The sequence below is a fragment of the Aquamicrobium defluvii genome, from assembly GCF_004363725.1.
GTDB lineage: Bacteria > Pseudomonadota > Alphaproteobacteria > Rhizobiales > Rhizobiaceae > Mesorhizobium > Mesorhizobium defluvii.
This window is the reverse complement of record NZ_SNZF01000012.1, coordinates 57,165-72,986: the sequence shown is the minus strand read 5'-3', so window position 1 is coordinate 72,986 and position 15,822 is coordinate 57,165. Positions and strand designations below refer to the sequence as shown.

Sequence of the window (15,822 nt, the reverse complement as noted above, 5' to 3'; positions counted from 1 at the left end):
GGCCCTACCAGTTTTGTCCTTTTCTGCAATGTCGGCCCTGCGAGTAACAACGGATTGCCTTTCACTCTTCCATGAGAACTGAGGTCGATATGACCCCCGATGGATACTCGTCCACGTCGTGTCACGCTTCTTCCCTGACAGCCACACGTGCCTCTCTCCTTCTTTCCATCAATACGTCTTGGAACATCGTCAACTTCCGAACCGGCCTAGTGCGGACAATGGTGGCGCAGTGTTTTAAGGTTGCCGCAGCGTCTCCCGATGATACCCATACGGCAAGACTAGCCGAAATCGGCTGCCGGCACATATCGCTTGCTATTGATAACAGGGGAACCAATCCAGTGAAGGATGCCGGCTTGTTTTTGCGGTATCTGGGCCTGATGCTTCGAGAGAAGCCCGATGTCTATCTTAGTTGGACTATCAAGCCCAACATCTATGGTTCGCTGGCCGCCCACATTCTTCGTGTTCCTGTAATCTGCAATGTCTCCGGCCTTGGGACCACATTCCTGCATGATGGTTGGCTGACGCGTTTCGTCAAGCTGCTCTATCGGGTCGCGTTCAGTCGCTCGGCAGTCATTTTTTTCCAGAACCGCGATGATCTCGACCTGTTTGTCGAATCACGTTTGGTGCGGCCGGAGCAGGTATGCCTTCTCCCGGGTTCGGGCATTGATCTTGACCGTTTCGCCCCAGCCCCAATTGCGCCACGCGAAGCCGATGATGGCCCTGTCTTCATCCTTGTTGCCCGTCTGTTGTGGGACAAGGGTATCCGCGAATATGTGGAGGCGGCACGGCGAATAAAAGCCCGGATGCCGCAGGTACGGTTCCGTCTGCTTGGCTTTCTCGACGTCGAAAACCGTACGGCCGTGCCGCGACAGGCAGTGGAGAACTGGGTCCAGGAGGGAATCATCGAATATCTCGGTCAGACCAACGATGTGCGCCCCCATCTCGCGGATGCCGACTGCGTCGTACTTCCGTCCTATCGTGAGGGGACCCCGCGAAGCTTGTTGGAAGCAGCGGCCATGGCGCGGCCGCTCATCGCAACCGATGTGCCCGGTTGCCGCGAGGTGGTGGATGATGGTGTGAATGGCTGGCTTTGCAAGGCAAAAGACACCGACGACCTTGTCGACAAGATGCTCCGCTTCGCCGAATCTTCCGGCGAGCGAAGGCTAGAGATGGGCCTGCAAAGCCGGCTGAAAGCCGAGCGGCAATTCAACGAACGCATCGTCATCGATGCCTATCTCGCCGCCATTGAACAGATACTCGCCCGCAGAGGCTCTTCCTAGATCATTTCATCGATTTCGTGGAAGGATGAAATGATTTAGCGGAAAAGCCTGTCTGGATCAGGACATTTTGATGCATGTGGTATCATTTTAAGGAACCCATCGTCGCGTTTTTCGGCATATCACGCGAGGCGCTTCATATCCATTTCGGGTTTGCCCTTTTTTTGCTTGGAGCAGTTTTGTTTCGTAATTCTCCCAGAAGGTTTTTCTATGCGTGGATTTTTGTGCTGGTTGCGCAATCCATAAACGAGTTGCTCGACTTCCACGACTCGTATCAATGGACGCAAAGCTGGAACTGGTACAAATCTTTGCAGGACTATGTTCACACCATGCTTTGGCCAAGCGTCCTGCTTATTCTTTTTAGCCGATGGGGAAGGATGCATCATGAAGACTGAATTGGATTTCGGGTTTGATGAGGCCGACCGGGAACAAGCTTAAATTGCGATGCCCGTCTATTGGCTTCATGCGATGCTATTGCGCTAGCCGCAGAATAACATCGCTACGGGCGTTCGATATCCGACAGCACTTTGAATAGGCAATCTCCGAGCTTTGTGAGGGCCGGGAAACGGCAGCAGGCAACGAAGCCTGGTCTGGTGAAGTATATGGCTTCGGTAGGCCGATGCGCTCCTTCGACCGGATGGATGTAGCCCGCGCATTGGCCGGCGTGAACGCTGTCGCCGATCTCGACGCAGCGCTCGAAGATTCCATGGCAGGGAGCGTAGATGAACGCGTCCTTGCCCTCCACCCGCATCAGGCGCACGGGCGGTGGCGGTTTGGTTTCCAAATCGGGCAAGGTACCGATATGCCTGAGAACACGGCGAATGCCTTGCGTTGCAATCGCTTCACCTGTGTGGGAAACACCGCCGCCACCGCCCAGCTCGGCAGTTAGGGCGGGCACGCCGCAAGACTGCGCCGCGGCCGACAGCGTTGTCGAAGCGCCACCACCTGAACCGTCGCTGATGGATCCTATGGGCGCACCGAAGATTTTCATCAATTCGACAAGCCGGGCTGTTTCTGCCTCCTTCCCTCCGTTGCGGATCAGGCAACAGGGATAATAGGCCAGCGACCTTCCGCCGGAGTGCAGGTCGATCACGAGATCGGACAGGGGCAATAGCACCGAGACGAGATAGTGAGCGATCATTTCGGTTGGCGTGCCGTTGACCTTGCCCGGAAACAGGCGGTTCAGATTGCCCTCGTCGAGCGGGGACAGACGCCGGCCAGCGGCCACGGCCGGATAGTTCAGGGCAGGCAGGATAATGATGCGGCCACGAACGTCAGCTGGCCCGATCTGTCGCGCCATCTTGCTGAGCGCGATCTGCCCCTCATATTCATCCCCATGATTACCCGCGATCAGCAGCGCCGTCGGTCCATCCCCATTCCTGATACAGGTGATCGGGATCGGAATGGTGCCATATGCGGAAAGGTCGCTCGAGAATGGCAGCCGCAGAAAGCCATGCTGCTTTCCGTCTTGTTCGAAGTCCAGGGTCGTCCAGATGCGCGTTTCGCCCGCCGGCATCGCAGCCGTCATATCAGTGCAGCAGGGTGCTGAGGAAGTTGCGAGCCCGTGGATGGCTCGGCGCCGAGAAGAAGGTGGCAGGGACGGCCTGCTCCACGATCGATCCCTGATCCATGAACACGACCTCATCGGCCACCTCACGGGCAAAGCCCATCTCATGGGTGACGCAGATCATGGTCATGCCGTCATGGGCAAGCTCGGTCATGACGTCCAAAACCTCGCGGATCATCTCCGGATCGAGCGCCGAGGTCGGCTCGTCAAACAGCATCAGGCGCGGGCTCATGCATAGCGCCCTTGCGATCGCCACCCGCTGCTGCTGGCCGCCCGACAACTGTGCAGGATATTTGTGTGCCTGTTCGGGGATACGAACTTTTTCGAGGTAGTGATGGGCAAGCGCCTCGGCCTCGGTCCGCGCCATGCCGGCCACCCGGCGCAAGGCAAGGGTGCAGTTGGCAAGCACGCTCAGATGCGGAAACAGATTGAAGTTCTGGAACACCATGCCGGTCTGCCGGCGGGCCAGCGCGGTTTGCACGGCGTCTTCTCCGAGTCTGGTCCCGTCAAGCATTATGGTTCCCTGCCGATACGCCTCCAGGCCATTGAGGCAGCGGATCAGGGTAGACTTGCCCGATCCCGACGGGCCGCAGATGACGATGCGGGAACCGTGCGCGACCCTGAGGTCGATGCCCTTCAGGACATGGAAGGCGCCGTACCATTTGTGAAGCGCGTCGATCTCGACGGCCAGGTTCTGTCGGGGGTCTTGCATGCAAAGCGAATCTTTCTGAAAGCGAAGGTTCATGGCTGTCATTGCTGTGGAGCTGCTCATCGCACTGTCGAAACGGCGAGGCGCTTCTCCAGCCATTTGACGCCCTGCGAGATGGCCAGCGCCAGCGCCAGGAAGATGATGCCGGCCACGGTGAGCGGCTCGGCATAGCGATAGGTGTCGGAGGCGATGTCGAAGGCGGCGCCGAGCATTTCCGGGACGGCCAGAACCGCCAGATAGGGCGTGGCCTTGAGGATCGAGACGAAGTAGTTGCCCATGGGGGCTGCGATATTGCGCAGCATCTGCGGCGCGATGACGAAGACGACCGTATCGAGCCGGCTGATGCCCAGCGCCCTTGCCGCCTCCTGCTGGCCTTTGGCGATGGCGTCGATGCCGGCCTTGAAGACTTCGGCCAGATAGCCGCTGTAATAGAGGCTGAGACCGGCGATGCCGACCGTCAGCGCGCTCAGCCGCACCCCGTAGAAGGGCAGGATGAAATACAGACAATAGAGCCACACCAGCACCGGCGTCGCCCGGATGAAGTCGATGAGGAAGCGCACGCCGAGGCCGACAAAGCCGCCCCTGCGCCGCACGATCTCAAGGCAGAAGCCAAGTGCGGCGGCTCCGAAGCAACTCGTGACCGCCACCAGCAAGGTCATGCCGATCGCGCCCAGGATCGCCGGCACGCTCGCCAGCGCAAAATCGAGGTCAAATCCCACGGCTCGCCTCCCTGACCGGGTTTACGCTCCGCTCCACCCACCGCCCGAAAAGGGCGATCGGATAGCAGACCATGAAATAGGACAGCAGCAGGGCGAGGTAGACAGGGACCGGGTCATATTCGACCTGGGCGATTTCCTTGGCCCGGAAGGTCATGTCGGTCAGCGTGATCAGCGAGACCAGCGATGTCGCCTTGACCAGCTGGATGACGAGGTTGATGAAGGTCGGGCTCATGGCCCGCAGCGCCTGCGGCAACTCGATGAGCAAGAGGATGGCCGCCCGCGAAAGCCCAAGCGCCTGTCCCGCCTCCTTCTGGCCGCGATCGAGCGCCTGCAATCCCGCCCGCACGGCCTGGCTGGCATAGCCTGCGGTATTGAGACCCAGAACCATGGCCCCCACGGTCATGGCGGACAAGGTGACGCCGACCACAGGCAGCGCATAGTAGAAGACGAACAGAAGGATGACGACCGCCGAGCTGCGCCAGAACTCGATCACGGAGGTGACGAGGAAACGGGCAAATCCGGTCGTCAGATATTGGGCGACGCCGAACACAAGGGCGAAAGGAACCGCGAATATCAACCCGTATAGCGTGACCGAGGCGGTGATCCGGAACCCGCCAAGGATTCCGGACCAGATATCGAACATGCTCATTTGCCGGCGCCGTCATTGCCGTTGCCACAGATTTGTTCGGTGGTGATGGTGTCCGGGACGGTCGCGTCGTCGGCAAAACCATACTTCTCCATGATCCTGGCGACCGCTCCGTCCTGCTTCAACGCCGTGAACCGCTCGTCGTAGAGCGCTCTCAGATCCTCGTCCTGTTTGCGAAAGGCCACGGCGGCGTAGTTGGCCTGCTCATCGGCGATGACGAACGGGTCTGCCCGCTCCACATCACGGGCGCTGCCGTCCTTCAGGAGCCCGAGCACTGTGGGCAGGGAAAGAAGCGATACATCGACACGGCCAGCGCGCAGGGCGGCCACGTTCGACTGAATGTCGGGAAACAGAAGCATGCGCTCGCTCGGTACGCCGGCTGCAAGCGCATTGCGCACCACCACGCTGCCACGGCCTGCGCCCATAACGATGTCCGGGTTGTCCACGATATCCTGATAGCCATGGATGGTCTTCGGGTTGCCGGGCAGCACCAGCGCCGCATCCAGTTCCTTCAGATCGGGCTTGCCGAAAGCGACCTGCTTGCACCGTTCCGGGGTGATGGACAGGCCCGAGGCCACCACGTCGAAGCGTCCCGCCAGCAAACCGGGGATGAGGGCGCCGAACTCGGTCACCCTGATGTCGAGCTCCTTCACACCAAGATCCGCGAAAGCCGCCTTCAGCAGATCGGGATGCCATCCCGCCACTTCGCCCGTCGCCTCGTCGCGATAGCCCCAGGGGGCGCGGTTGTGGATGCCGACCACGATCTTGCTCTCGCGCAGGATGCGTTCCTTCGTGGTTTCGGCAAACGCGGTATGGTCAACGGCGCCAAGCGCAAAGGCGCCCAGCGCCACGGCCAGCATTGCCCGCAGCGGACTCAATCGAAACTTCATCTTCTTCTCCCGGTTTATGAAGCTCTTGTTCTAACATCCTGTCATCAGGCACTTGATGCAGCTTCCGAACCTCCACCCGATCGGCTGCTCAGCGCGCCTTCGGCAGTGGCTGAAGGATGGCAATCCTTTCAAGATCGGCCAGCATTGACCGCAGATGCGGCCAGGGAAAGTCGGACGGGCCATCCCTGACCTCGCTCTCCCACACAATGACTTCCAGTTTTGCGATGAGGCCTTCGATCGACCGTGCCGGGGTCAGGACAAGTTCTTCCAGAAGCCGGCCCGCCTCCCCGGCGAAGTGTTCCTCCGCGGCCTTCGCCTTCGAATAGCCAAGGTCAGAGCTGCTCCGTATCCGGTGCGTGGTTCCCAAAACCTCTTCAGTGGAACAGGAGGGCAGAGAGCCTGTCGCCCGCGCGATCCTGCTTTCCAGCCGCTGCTGGCGGCGGCACAGCGCAAGGGCGCGCGCATGCGCATCGCGCCAGTGGTCCGCCAGCGCCAGAACCGGGTCCGCCGTGTCGGCCTTGCCTGCTTTGGAAGCAAGGTTCGGTTCCGCTGGCGTATTGCGGGAAGCCACGGTAATCTTCGACCCTTGTCGAAGGGTGACGAGAGGCAAAGAAATGCTATGGTCGGAATCAGCCATGATCCGAGCTCCACTCAGCTTGGTTGTGGTCAGGTCGAGCAGGGTGTTGCAGCATCCCGCTCGGCCGCTTGCCGATTATATCGTAACTCGCCTCGCTATCTGGAAAGAATGGGATCGAATGGTTCAAAGCTCACAACGCACGCGTGATGAGCCATACGAAATCCGGACATTCGTCTACGGATACCGAAAAGCAAGGAAATGCTATTGTCGGGGTCAACCATGATCCGAGCTCCACTCAGCGTCGTTTTGGTCGGGCCGAGCAGAGTGTTGCAGCACACTGTTCGACCATGCTTCCGCTCTAGGTTCCTTCATAGAAGGGACCTTACCAGGCTATGTACACATAGGTTTAGATGACCCCACCTGATTTTTCAAGCCCTTTGGCATCAAATGAGCCTAAAAGTAGTATTATTTTGATGAGCGAGCATATTCGTGCAGCGCGTGCTTTACTCCAATGGGATCAAAAGACCCTAGCCGAAAAATCGAATGTGTCAGTTGCCACCATTAAGAGGCTGGAACCGCAACCCGGTCCTTTAAAAGCCAACAAGGTGACAATTGCCGCTTTGAGACACGCATTGGAAGCTGCCGGTATAGAGTTTATTCCGGAAAATGGTGGTGGTCCGGGTGTCCGAATGGCACGCCGTTCAAGTCCATAGTTCCGTAAGCGCTATCCGTTCCGACGCTGCGGCAGTTCTGTGAGGACGTGTCGCACCCACGCGAAGGGCTCGACGCGTGATGCGCGGCAGGTCAGCATCAAACTGTAGACGACGGCGCTGACCTTGGCTCCGTCGACGGTGTCGCTGAACAACCAACTTTTCCGGCCTTTCGCAAAGATTCTGATGTCGCATTCGAGAAGGTTGTTGTCGATCGGCATCCTGCGGTCTTGCGTATAGCGCGTCAGATATTCCCATTGATTGAGCGTATAGGAGACGGCGTCGCCAAGCTTGGTGTCTGGCACGACCTTTGGAGTGATTGCGTCGAGCCACGCCTTGAGGGCGTTCAGGACAGGGACGCTGTGCTGCTGGCGAAAGCGGCGCATGCAGTCGCCCTGGGTTTCGCCGTCCCATGGCCTTTCATCTCGTACCTGCCTTTCAATCCGATAAACTTGGTCGAAGAACTTGAGGGTCTGCGCCGGTGGCCCGCCGGGTTTCTTCCGTGCCTTGAGAGCTTCGACAAAGCGCCGCCTGGCGTGGGCCATGCATCCAATATGGGTTGCGCTTTCCAGCGTTCGCCAAGCGGTGTAGCCATCGCTCATCAATGTCCCACGATAATCGCCGAGGAAGGTCTGCGGGTGGATCTGGCCGCGGCCTGGCTGGTATTCGAGCAGCACGATCGGCTCGTCACTGCCCTCGCTGCTGCGATAGGCCCCCATATAGGATATGTCGGCCGCCTGCCGGTCCCTTTCCTTCAGGACCTGAACCGTCGTCTCGTCGCCATGGATGAGGAACCGGTGACCCGGACGACCGATGGCCAGAAACGTCCCCGAAGCATAGCTCACATTGCCCGTGTAGAAATTACGTCATTATGAAGGGGTGACTCATCCAGCAATGCTGTGGCGAACAAAAACAGCGAGTCTGATACAACGAGTGGTAGAAATCTCGATTGCAAACCTGAAACCAGGAGCATACCATTAACAATAGGGCTATATATAGCGGGTGGGGCTTGTCATCATTTTTCCGGCACGCAGTTCATGTGCAAAGCAAATTTCCCGCCGATGTCGCTTTCCCAAAGTGGCTAACCTTCTTAGTGGCGACATTTTTTTTCACGATGGTGCTTGGCGCGCACGATGTGCTCCAGGCTGGATCAAGCGGGAACACGATCTCCCCTCGCATCGAGCAGATCGATAGCCGTTCCATGAATCCGGATCCCTTGCAAAGAGTGCCGCCGTTCTCTCGACCTGTGCATTCCGACGAAGCCGGCCGGTGATTCCGATCAATTACCGGCCACCCATTCCAATTTCATTCCGGCCGGGGTTCCGATTTGAAGCCGGCCACCTTTTTGGATCACCTGGGTCATTGTTGAGGTTTGGTTCGAGTTTCGTTTCTGGTCAAGCCTGAGCTGCTTCCGGGTTTTCCGGCGCGCGCCGCTTTCGCATGCTGTCGCCGGCCAATTCGATGCGGTAAGCGTTGTGCACGAGGCGGTCGAGGATGGCGTCGGCGATGGTGGGATTTCCGATGATCTCGTACCAATGGTCGACGGGCACCTGACTGGTGACGATGGTCGATCGCCGCTCATAGCGGTCCTCGATAATCTCGAGGAGATCGCGGCGCTGTTCGTCGTTGAGCTTTTCGGGTCCCCAATCGTCAAGGATGAGCAGGTCGGTGCGGGCCAGCGCCTTCAGCATCCTGGCATAGCGACCGTCGCCCCTTGCCAGGGCAAGCGTGGCGAAGAGCCGTGGCGCGCGGTGGTAGACGACGGAGAAGTCTTCCCTGCAGGCCTTATGGCCGAGAGCGCAGGCGAGCCAGCTCTTGCCGACGCCGGCGGGGCCTGTGATCAGGAGACCGTGGCGCTGGCGGATCCAGTCGCAGCCTGCGAGCTTGAGGAACAGGGAGCGGTCGAGCCCGCGTTCGGCACGGAAGTCGGCGTCTTCGACCTGCGCGTCATGGCGCAGCCTTGCGGCGCGGGCACGCGCCTCGAAGCGCTTCTGGCGGCGCAGTGTCGCTTCCTGCTCCAGCAGGATGGCGAGCCATTCGCCATGGTCGAGGGCGCGGGCTTCCGGCTGGGCGTCGAGATCCTGGAAGCCTTTGGCCATGCCGTGCAGGCCGAGGTCTCGCAGCATGTCGAGGGTGGGATGGGTCAGCATGATCTGTTGTCTCCTCAATGGAAGTAGCCGGGACCACGCAGATTGGCGTGATCGATGATGGCGCCGAGATTGCCGGCAGGCCGGGCGGTCTTGTGATTGGTGATGAGGGCGGCGATGCTCTTGCAGGTCAGCCCGCCGATCTCGACGGCGCGTGCCGAGACCGCCTCGGCGCGATCACGGTGGAGATCGCGGTAGAGGCGCAAAACGCCAAGGCATGTGCGGAAGCCCTGTTCCGGATGTGGCCGGCTGGCCAGAATGGCGATGATCAGCCCCTCGGTCTGTGGCCCGATCGATGCAGCCCACCTGCGGAAACGTGCCGGCGTCCATTCGGCATAGCGGCGGTGGGAACTGGGCATGTGCTCGGGGTTGGTGCCGTAGCGCCGTCCGCCATAGCGGCGCTGGTGGACGGCGACGCGCTTGCCGCGGTGGAATATCTCGATCGTCCTGACCGTGGCGCGGATGTCGACCTGCTGGCGGATGAGGCTGTGCGGCACCGAATAGAAGAAGTCCTTGAACTCGACATGGTAGTCGGTGGCGACGCGGGCCAGGCGCCATTCGGCAAACTCGTAGTCCTGCACGGGCAGGCTCGCCAGCGCCGGCCGTTCCACCGTCTCGAACAGCTGGCGACGGCTGACGCCGAGACGGCGCATGACATGGCCGTTGATGCGATCGAGCGCCCCGGCAATCGCGGCATTGGCCTCGGCCAACGAGAAGAAGGTCTGCCGCCGCAGCCGGCCGAGGATGCAGGTCTGGGCAAAACGCACGCCGTTCTCGACCTTGGCCTTGTCCTTCGGGCGACGCGGCCGCGCCGGCAGCACGCCGACGCCATAGTGCGAGGCCATCATGCCGTAGCTGCGGTTGATCTCCGGATCATAGAAGGAGGCATGATTGACGCCGGACTTCAGGTTGTCGGGCACGATCAGGCGCGGGACGCCGCCGAAGAAGCTGAACATGCGCACATGCGCGCCGATCCAGTCCGGCAGCGCCTGCGTCCAGGTCGCTTCCGCATAGGTGTAGCCGGATGCACCCAGGACGCCGACGAAGATCTCCGCCTCACGGACCTCACCGGTCACCGGGTCGATGATGGCGATCTTCTTGCCGGAATAGTCCACGAACACCTTGTCGCCGGCGACATGTTCCTGGCGCATGGTTGGCGACAGGCGCTTCTCGAAGCCACGGAACAGGTCGCAGAAACGGCTGTAGCCATAGCCGCCGGAATGGACGGCGCGATACTCTTCCCAAAGCAGCATCAGCGTGACGCCCGGCTTCTTCAACTCCAGCGCCAGATCCGCCCAGTTCGGCTCCGGCAGCCGGCGCAGGCCCTGCTTCACCCCGGCGCGGGCGAACAGCCGGTTCTCCAGCGCGTCGTCGGTCAGGTCGCCTGGCAGCGGCCAGATCAGTCCCGCCACCGTCGCGCGCTTCAGATTGTCCTGCACGGTGCTGCGCGCGATGCCCAGCCTCTGTGCGATCTCGCGGGCGCTGGTTCCATCACCGGCAAGCCGCAGCATCTGTCGTAGTTGTCTCATGGTCAGCCTTCTCTTTGCCGGCATTACGCGTCCCTTGTTCAAAAGGACCGTCATGCCAAAGTTGCTGACCCAGGTGCTCCTGCTCAGGCCTCAAAGCGGCCGGATATTGATCGGAATGGTGGCCGGCTTCACGTCGGAACGGTGGCCGGCTTCAGGTTGGAATGCCCGGCCGGATAACGTCGGAATCCGCACTCGACCAGAGGAGACCGTCTGCAAATCTGGACTTCGGCTTGATCCGTTTAAGATTTGGGCTGACGTCGGAGGTCCCGAAGACGCGTTACGATTGTTGCGCAGGAATTATGAGCGACTGGCATCGTTAGAAGAGTTCGCCGACTGGCTACGGTGCCAAGGCTTCCATGTCAACGTGTGGCACGGCCCCTCCGAGATACTTCAGAAAGGTGAGGTTCGAATGTACGCGGGCTTCATTTTGTCAGAGCACGAGGGGGAAGGGCTTTGGCGAACATACCTTGTATGGCCACCGCTGCATGCACACACATTCGACATGAGGTTCGATGTATCCGGTAAGATCAAAGAATTGCGATACGGATACACACGGGAATAGACTTATTTTTTGATCGCGAGGGGCGGCTCATGCAAAAGTTGTACTTGTCTGGCAATCAGATCGGCCCGAGCATGTGGGAACATCTACAGATTGTTGGCTTTGACGGATCTGATCTTTTTGAAACCGAGGCTCAAGCTCCGTGGCCAGGGGGCGTGGCATGGGACATTAACAACAGTGGTTACCGTCCCCACAATTCCCAAACCACGCCGCATTTTGGTAAGCGCCTTGCCGATCACCTATGGATTCGGGCTTGACGTTCTGCTCTGCGGATGACCCTTGATGATGGCGTCGAGGGTTTCGGCGAGGTAGGCAATGGGATTGACGTCGGCCGCTTTCGCAGACACGCGATAGGCCCGTCCCGCCAGCTTGTCGAAAGCAGGGCAGCCGACGCAAGGCAAAGCCGCCGCCAAGGGCGGCCTTGCAAACATGATATACCACTGGGTGTGCAACGCGGTTCAGCGCGCCATTAAGAGCCATACCAAATATGCCGCCCTGCGGCCGAGGTCACAGCCATGGTCGTGCGTTTCGCTCCGTAGCCGATCGTCTGCTTAACGCCGCATGCGCAATGCTCAAAACGGTGCAACCTTCAAAACCAACCATCGTGCGGAAGTAACCACTTGATAAACGACGGGAGTGCCCCGGCCATTTCCATGGCTGTGTGTTTCTTCCGGTCAATACCAGATTACCAGAAGTGATTTGTGCCGACGGAGTGTTCACTTTGCTAGTGAACACTCCGTTCGGAGGTAAGCCCGTGACGACCGTCGAAGAAGCATCTGGACCGAATCCATCTTTATATACCGGACGGGGAGAAGGGCATGCTATCGGACATCATGGCGAACTGATCCAGGGTGTATTCGAAGACGAGCAGGGGCTTTTGCACCGTGGTCTCGTTACAATTCCGCTGGATGGCCTGCGATCGACAGCCGAACTTATCCTTGATGACAGAGAAAACCTCCGTGTCGAACCTCGCGAAAAGACAAAGGCGCTACGCGCGGCCCGCCTGACACTTGAACAACTGGGGCGTCCGAAAGCAGGGGGCCTGCTTCGCATCGAAAGCCATATCCCGATAGGGCATGGCTACGGATCTTCGACGGCGGATGTCGTTGCGTCGAGCCGAGCGGCCGCTTCGGCGTTGGGAAAAAAACTTATGCCGGTTTCGATCAGCCGTCTGGCGGTCGCCGCCGAGACTGCATCCGATGCGACCGCATTTGAAAGCGAGGCCCTGCTTTTTGCGCAGCGGGAAGGGGAGGTTCTCGAGCATTTTGGCGGCTCATTGCCGCCATTCGTCCTTATCGGTTTCAAGGCAGATGGAACAGGTGGTGTCAGCACGCTCGATCTGCCGCCCGCGCGATACAGCCTTGAAGAAATCCAGCTATTCCGTGTCTTGCGGGGGTTGGTGGCCCGAGCGGTCAGCCATCAGGATCCCTGTCTTCTCGGCCGTGCGGCGACACTCAGCGCCCGTGTCAACCAACGGCATCTCTCAAAACTCTCCTTCGATTATGTGATCGAACTTGCCGACCACCATCGAGCGCTCGGCATTCAGGTTGCTCACAGCGGATCTCTGTACGGGCTTCTGCTGGATCCCGCGTCCGCCGGCCTGACTTCCGTCATTCGCGAGATTTCGAGCGAATTGAGCGATGCCGGGTTTCAGGACATCGGCATTTTTTCCGTGAACGGGGCAGGGGGCATTGATGTCCGTTGAGATTGACTATTTCCGCGCGTTGGAAACGCCCCGGCTTGCGCGGCTCGGTCCGAACATCGTTACGGCCGCTTTTCCCCTGATGAAGCTGATGCCAGCGCGCTTCATTCTCGATCAGGCGCAGAAGTCCGGCGAACTCAAAGCCGATAGCCACATTATAGAAACGACCTCGGGCACATTCGGCATGGCAATGGCGCTTCTTGCCGCCGCGCGGAGCTATCGGCTCACGCTGGTGACAGCAGCGACTTTGATCGACGCGCCTTACAAGCGCCGCCTGGAACTGCTCGGCGCAAATGTCGTGGTGCTGGAGGACGAGAAAGGAGACGGGAATCAACCGGACAGGTTGGCGTATCTCAGGCAGGCCATGGAGGATCAGCCCGGCACATTCTGGACGCGGCAGTACGACAGTCCTGGAAACTGGCTGTCATACGCCCGGCTGGCAGAACTGCTTGTGAGATCCACAGGGCAGATCGACTGGCTGGTCGGCTGCATCGGAACAGGCGGTTCTTTATGTGGAACAGGCACTTTCCTGCGACAGCTCTACCCACACTTGAAGATTGCAGCTGTCGATACCCACCGCAGTGTCCTGTTCGGCCAACCGGTGGGTAAGCGTATGTTGCGCGGGCTGGGAAACAGCGTCATTCCGGCAAATGTCAGGCATCACCTGATCGACGAGGTTCATTGGGTTGGCGCCTATGCCGCATATCATTCCGCCCATGCGCTGTTGCGTAACCACGGTATTTTCCAGGGACCGACAAGCGGCGCATCTGCCCTGGTCGGGGCATGGATCGCCCGCACTTACCCTGACGCCACGGTTGCAGTCATCATGCCCGATGAAGGCTTCCGACATGCGGATACGGTCTACAACCGGGGATGGCTGGATCGCCTCCCCGGCTGGCCGGGCGAAGCCCTCCATGAACCTGAGACCCTCTCCGCGATCGAGCCACGAGAAGAATGGGAATGGACACGATATGAATGGGGCAGGGCGCCTTTGAATGCCGACATGCAGCCTTCGCGAGTGTAGATCAAAGGCCGGACATTACAGAAATCATGCCCTAACACGAACGCCTGGGCCTGCTGCTGTTCGTTCAAGTGCCCATTTCCATGCATCTTCAACGCTCTCGAACGGCTTCTCTCTCGCTGTAGTTTCGACCGAGATATCGAGATCCTTCAATCCACTTGCCGTAACGACCGTTATTACCCGGTCACTTTGGGCAATTACCTTCTGGCCCCGCAGGCGTTGAACAGCGACAAGCGGCGCGACAGATGCCAGTTCGGCAAAGATACCCTCTTTGGCGGCCAGCATTCGTTGCATGGATGTGATCTGGTCGTTGGATACACAGACCGCGCACCCTCGCGTATCCCGAAGCGCTTTCAGCGCCTGATAGGTGCTGCGCGTCGTGCCGATCGAGACAGCGACGGTTTCGAATGCCTGGCTCTGTTCTTCGATCCTGTCGTGTCCACTTTCAAGCGCGGCCGACAGTGAGCCATGCACCTCGGCCGCAACGAGTCTGGGCACGCGGCTGATCTTGCCCATCTCAAGCAATTCGTGAAATCCTGCGGCAAGGCCGGCCAACGCATCGCCGTAACAAACCGGCAGAACGCACCAGTCCGGCAAGCGATCACCTGACTGGTCGACAATCTCGTAGGCAAGCGTCTTGTAGCCTTCGATACCAATCGGATGACTGCCGACGACGGGGTGGTGATAGGGGGAAGTGACAAACCATCCGAGCTGATCGGCAGCCTTTTCGAGAAGCGCCCATCTGTCCGTTTTGCGGGCCATCGGGAAAACCGACGCGCCATATGCGCGGATTTGTGAGATCATGGCGTCGGCAGCGCCGGCAAAGGTCGCAACGACACATTGAAGTCCAGCCTTGGCAGCATAAGCCGCCAGCGATGCTCCGGCGTTACCTGATGATGCCGTCGCCACGACCTTTGCCCCTTGGTTGAGGGCGGCCGATACAGCGACAGTCGAAAAGCGATCCTTATGGGACCAGGTCGGATTGCGGCTCTCGTCCTTAATAAAGAGGTGCGGCACATCCAGGATCTGGCCGACACGTCCAGCATGGACAAGGGGCGTCAAGCCTTCGCCAAGCGACACGATCCCGGCGCCAAATGGAGGAAGGTGGGACGCATATTGCCACAGGGATTTTCCGGCATGATTGTTCGTGCCGGAAAGGTCAGCGTAACCGTTTCCGACCGGATAAAGAGGCCGAAGGTTTGATGGGCCGGTTTCAAGGCAACTCGGGCAGCCCCTCGTATCCAGCCTCTGATCGGATGGGTATCGGGTCCCGCAACGGATGCAGCGGTATCCAGCGATAATATTCATTCGATGAAACTCCCCGTCTAAAGCGGTCTGGCCTGCACCACAGCGTTCAGCGCATTTTACCGCCCGGACATATGGCGCGCAGGTCATTGGTCCTGCCTGCGATCCATCTCGTTCAAGCAGCACGCTCGCCTCACGTCAATGAAAATGTGCATTATAATGCGTTGCATTACAGTGCACATATGAAATCCTCGAGCGATGGACATACGAGGCATATTCGGCTTGAACCTGCAGCGGCTACGCCGGGAGCGTGGCCTGTCCCAGGAGCAATTGGCGCATCTGTCCGGTAGTCCCCGAGCCTATCTCAGCGGCGCCGAAGCCGGTCGTCGCAATGCGACACTTGAAACCGTTGAAGCACTGGCGCGCGCCCTTGATGTCGATCCGGCAGAGTTGATCAAGAAGCCTGATCCATAAAAGACGACAAAAAAATCAATAGGAAATCGGGCTGCAGCATCCTGACAATC

Annotated in this window: 15 protein-coding genes and 1 pseudogene; 6 read left to right on the top strand and 10 right to left on the bottom strand. The window is 59.3% G+C overall.

Annotated elements, in window-relative coordinates:
- Positions 1–134: 134 nt before the first annotated feature.
- Positions 135–1,280 (top strand): glycosyltransferase family 4 protein, encoded by a 1,146-nt coding sequence (locus DES43_RS10940; RefSeq protein ID WP_245514563.1) that lies wholly within the window; start codon positions 135–137, stop codon positions 1,278–1,280.
- 74 nt (positions 1,281–1,354) lie between these two features.
- Positions 1,355–1,672, top strand: a complete 318-nt coding sequence (locus tag DES43_RS10935; RefSeq protein WP_133675210.1) for a hypothetical protein — start codon at positions 1,355–1,357, stop codon at positions 1,670–1,672.
- A 104-nt stretch (positions 1,673–1,776) separates the two neighbouring features.
- On the opposite strand, the gene DES43_RS10930 is transcribed toward DES43_RS10935, so the two are convergent.
- From DES43_RS10930 to DES43_RS10905, 6 genes are all read right to left on the bottom strand, one after another.
- The gene (locus DES43_RS10930) at positions 1,777–2,805 is read right to left on the bottom strand and encodes a succinylglutamate desuccinylase/aspartoacylase family protein (protein WP_133675208.1); all 1,029 of its coding nucleotides are present in this window, start codon (positions 2,803–2,805) and stop codon (positions 1,777–1,779) included.
- A 1-nt stretch (position 2,806) separates the two neighbouring features.
- Entirely contained in the window at positions 2,807–3,616 is an 810-nt protein-coding gene (locus DES43_RS10925; RefSeq protein ID WP_133675206.1) for an amino acid ABC transporter ATP-binding protein, read from the bottom strand.
- Positions 3,613–4,272, bottom strand: a complete 660-nt coding sequence (locus tag DES43_RS10920) for an amino acid ABC transporter permease (protein WP_133675204.1) — start codon at positions 4,270–4,272, stop codon at positions 3,613–3,615. The genes DES43_RS10925 and DES43_RS10920 overlap by 4 nt, the downstream gene beginning before the upstream one ends.
- Positions 4,262–4,921, bottom strand: coding sequence for an amino acid ABC transporter permease (locus DES43_RS10915; protein ID WP_133675202.1), 660 nt, complete (start codon positions 4,919–4,921; stop codon positions 4,262–4,264). Before DES43_RS10915 ends, DES43_RS10920 begins: the two co-directional genes overlap by 11 nt.
- The gene (ehuB, locus tag DES43_RS10910; protein ID WP_133675200.1) at positions 4,918–5,808 is read right to left on the bottom strand and encodes an ectoine/hydroxyectoine ABC transporter substrate-binding protein EhuB; all 891 of its coding nucleotides are present in this window, start codon (positions 5,806–5,808) and stop codon (positions 4,918–4,920) included. The genes DES43_RS10915 and ehuB overlap by 4 nt, the downstream gene beginning before the upstream one ends.
- An 88-nt stretch (positions 5,809–5,896) precedes the next feature.
- Positions 5,897–6,445 carry a hypothetical protein gene (locus DES43_RS10905; protein ID WP_133675198.1) on the bottom strand — a complete coding sequence of 183 codons (549 nt, stop codon included), beginning with the start codon at positions 6,443–6,445 and terminating at the stop codon, positions 5,897–5,899.
- A gap of 350 nt (positions 6,446–6,795) precedes the next feature.
- Here DES43_RS10905 and DES43_RS10900 point away from each other — a divergent pair, with 350 nt between their 5' ends.
- Positions 6,796–7,098, top strand: coding sequence for a helix-turn-helix domain-containing protein (locus tag DES43_RS10900; RefSeq protein WP_245514557.1), 303 nt, complete (start codon positions 6,796–6,798; stop codon positions 7,096–7,098).
- A gap of 11 nt (positions 7,099–7,109) precedes the next feature.
- Here the strand turns inward: DES43_RS10900 and tnpC are convergent.
- The 3 genes and pseudogenes from tnpC to istA form a co-directional block, all read right to left on the bottom strand.
- Positions 7,110–7,886, bottom strand: a pseudogene (gene tnpC / locus DES43_RS10895) (IS66 family transposase); the annotation flags it as partial.
- A 603-nt stretch (positions 7,887–8,489) separates the two neighbouring features.
- A complete protein-coding gene (gene istB / locus DES43_RS10890) occupies positions 8,490–9,245 on the bottom strand; it encodes an IS21-like element helper ATPase IstB (protein ID WP_133675196.1) in 756 nt (251 codons plus the stop codon).
- Between the two features lie 14 nt (positions 9,246–9,259).
- Positions 9,260–10,795 (bottom strand): IS21 family transposase, encoded by a 1,536-nt coding sequence (gene istA / locus DES43_RS10885; protein WP_342636616.1) that lies wholly within the window; start codon positions 10,793–10,795, stop codon positions 9,260–9,262.
- 1,289 nt (positions 10,796–12,084) lie between these two features.
- Here istA and DES43_RS10865 point away from each other — a divergent pair.
- Both DES43_RS10865 and DES43_RS10860 read left to right on the top strand, forming a co-directional pair.
- Entirely contained in the window at positions 12,085–13,035 is a 951-nt protein-coding gene (locus DES43_RS10865) for a GHMP family kinase ATP-binding protein (protein WP_133675188.1), read from the top strand.
- The gene (locus tag DES43_RS10860) at positions 13,025–14,056 is read left to right on the top strand and encodes a pyridoxal-phosphate dependent enzyme (RefSeq protein WP_133675290.1); all 1,032 of its coding nucleotides are present in this window, start codon (positions 13,025–13,027) and stop codon (positions 14,054–14,056) included. The genes DES43_RS10865 and DES43_RS10860 overlap by 11 nt, the downstream gene beginning before the upstream one ends.
- Before the next feature lie 24 nt (positions 14,057–14,080).
- Here the strand turns inward: DES43_RS10860 and DES43_RS10855 are convergent, their stop codons facing one another.
- Complete coding sequence (locus DES43_RS10855) at positions 14,081–15,361, bottom strand: pyridoxal-phosphate dependent enzyme (RefSeq protein ID WP_133675186.1); 1,281 nt, start codon at positions 15,359–15,361, stop codon at positions 14,081–14,083.
- A 219-nt stretch (positions 15,362–15,580) separates the two neighbouring features.
- Between DES43_RS10855 and DES43_RS10850 the strand changes: the two genes are divergently transcribed.
- Positions 15,581–15,772 (top strand): helix-turn-helix domain-containing protein, encoded by a 192-nt coding sequence (locus DES43_RS10850; RefSeq protein WP_245514556.1) that lies wholly within the window; start codon positions 15,581–15,583, stop codon positions 15,770–15,772.
- The last annotated feature ends 50 nt before the right edge of the window (positions 15,773–15,822 follow it).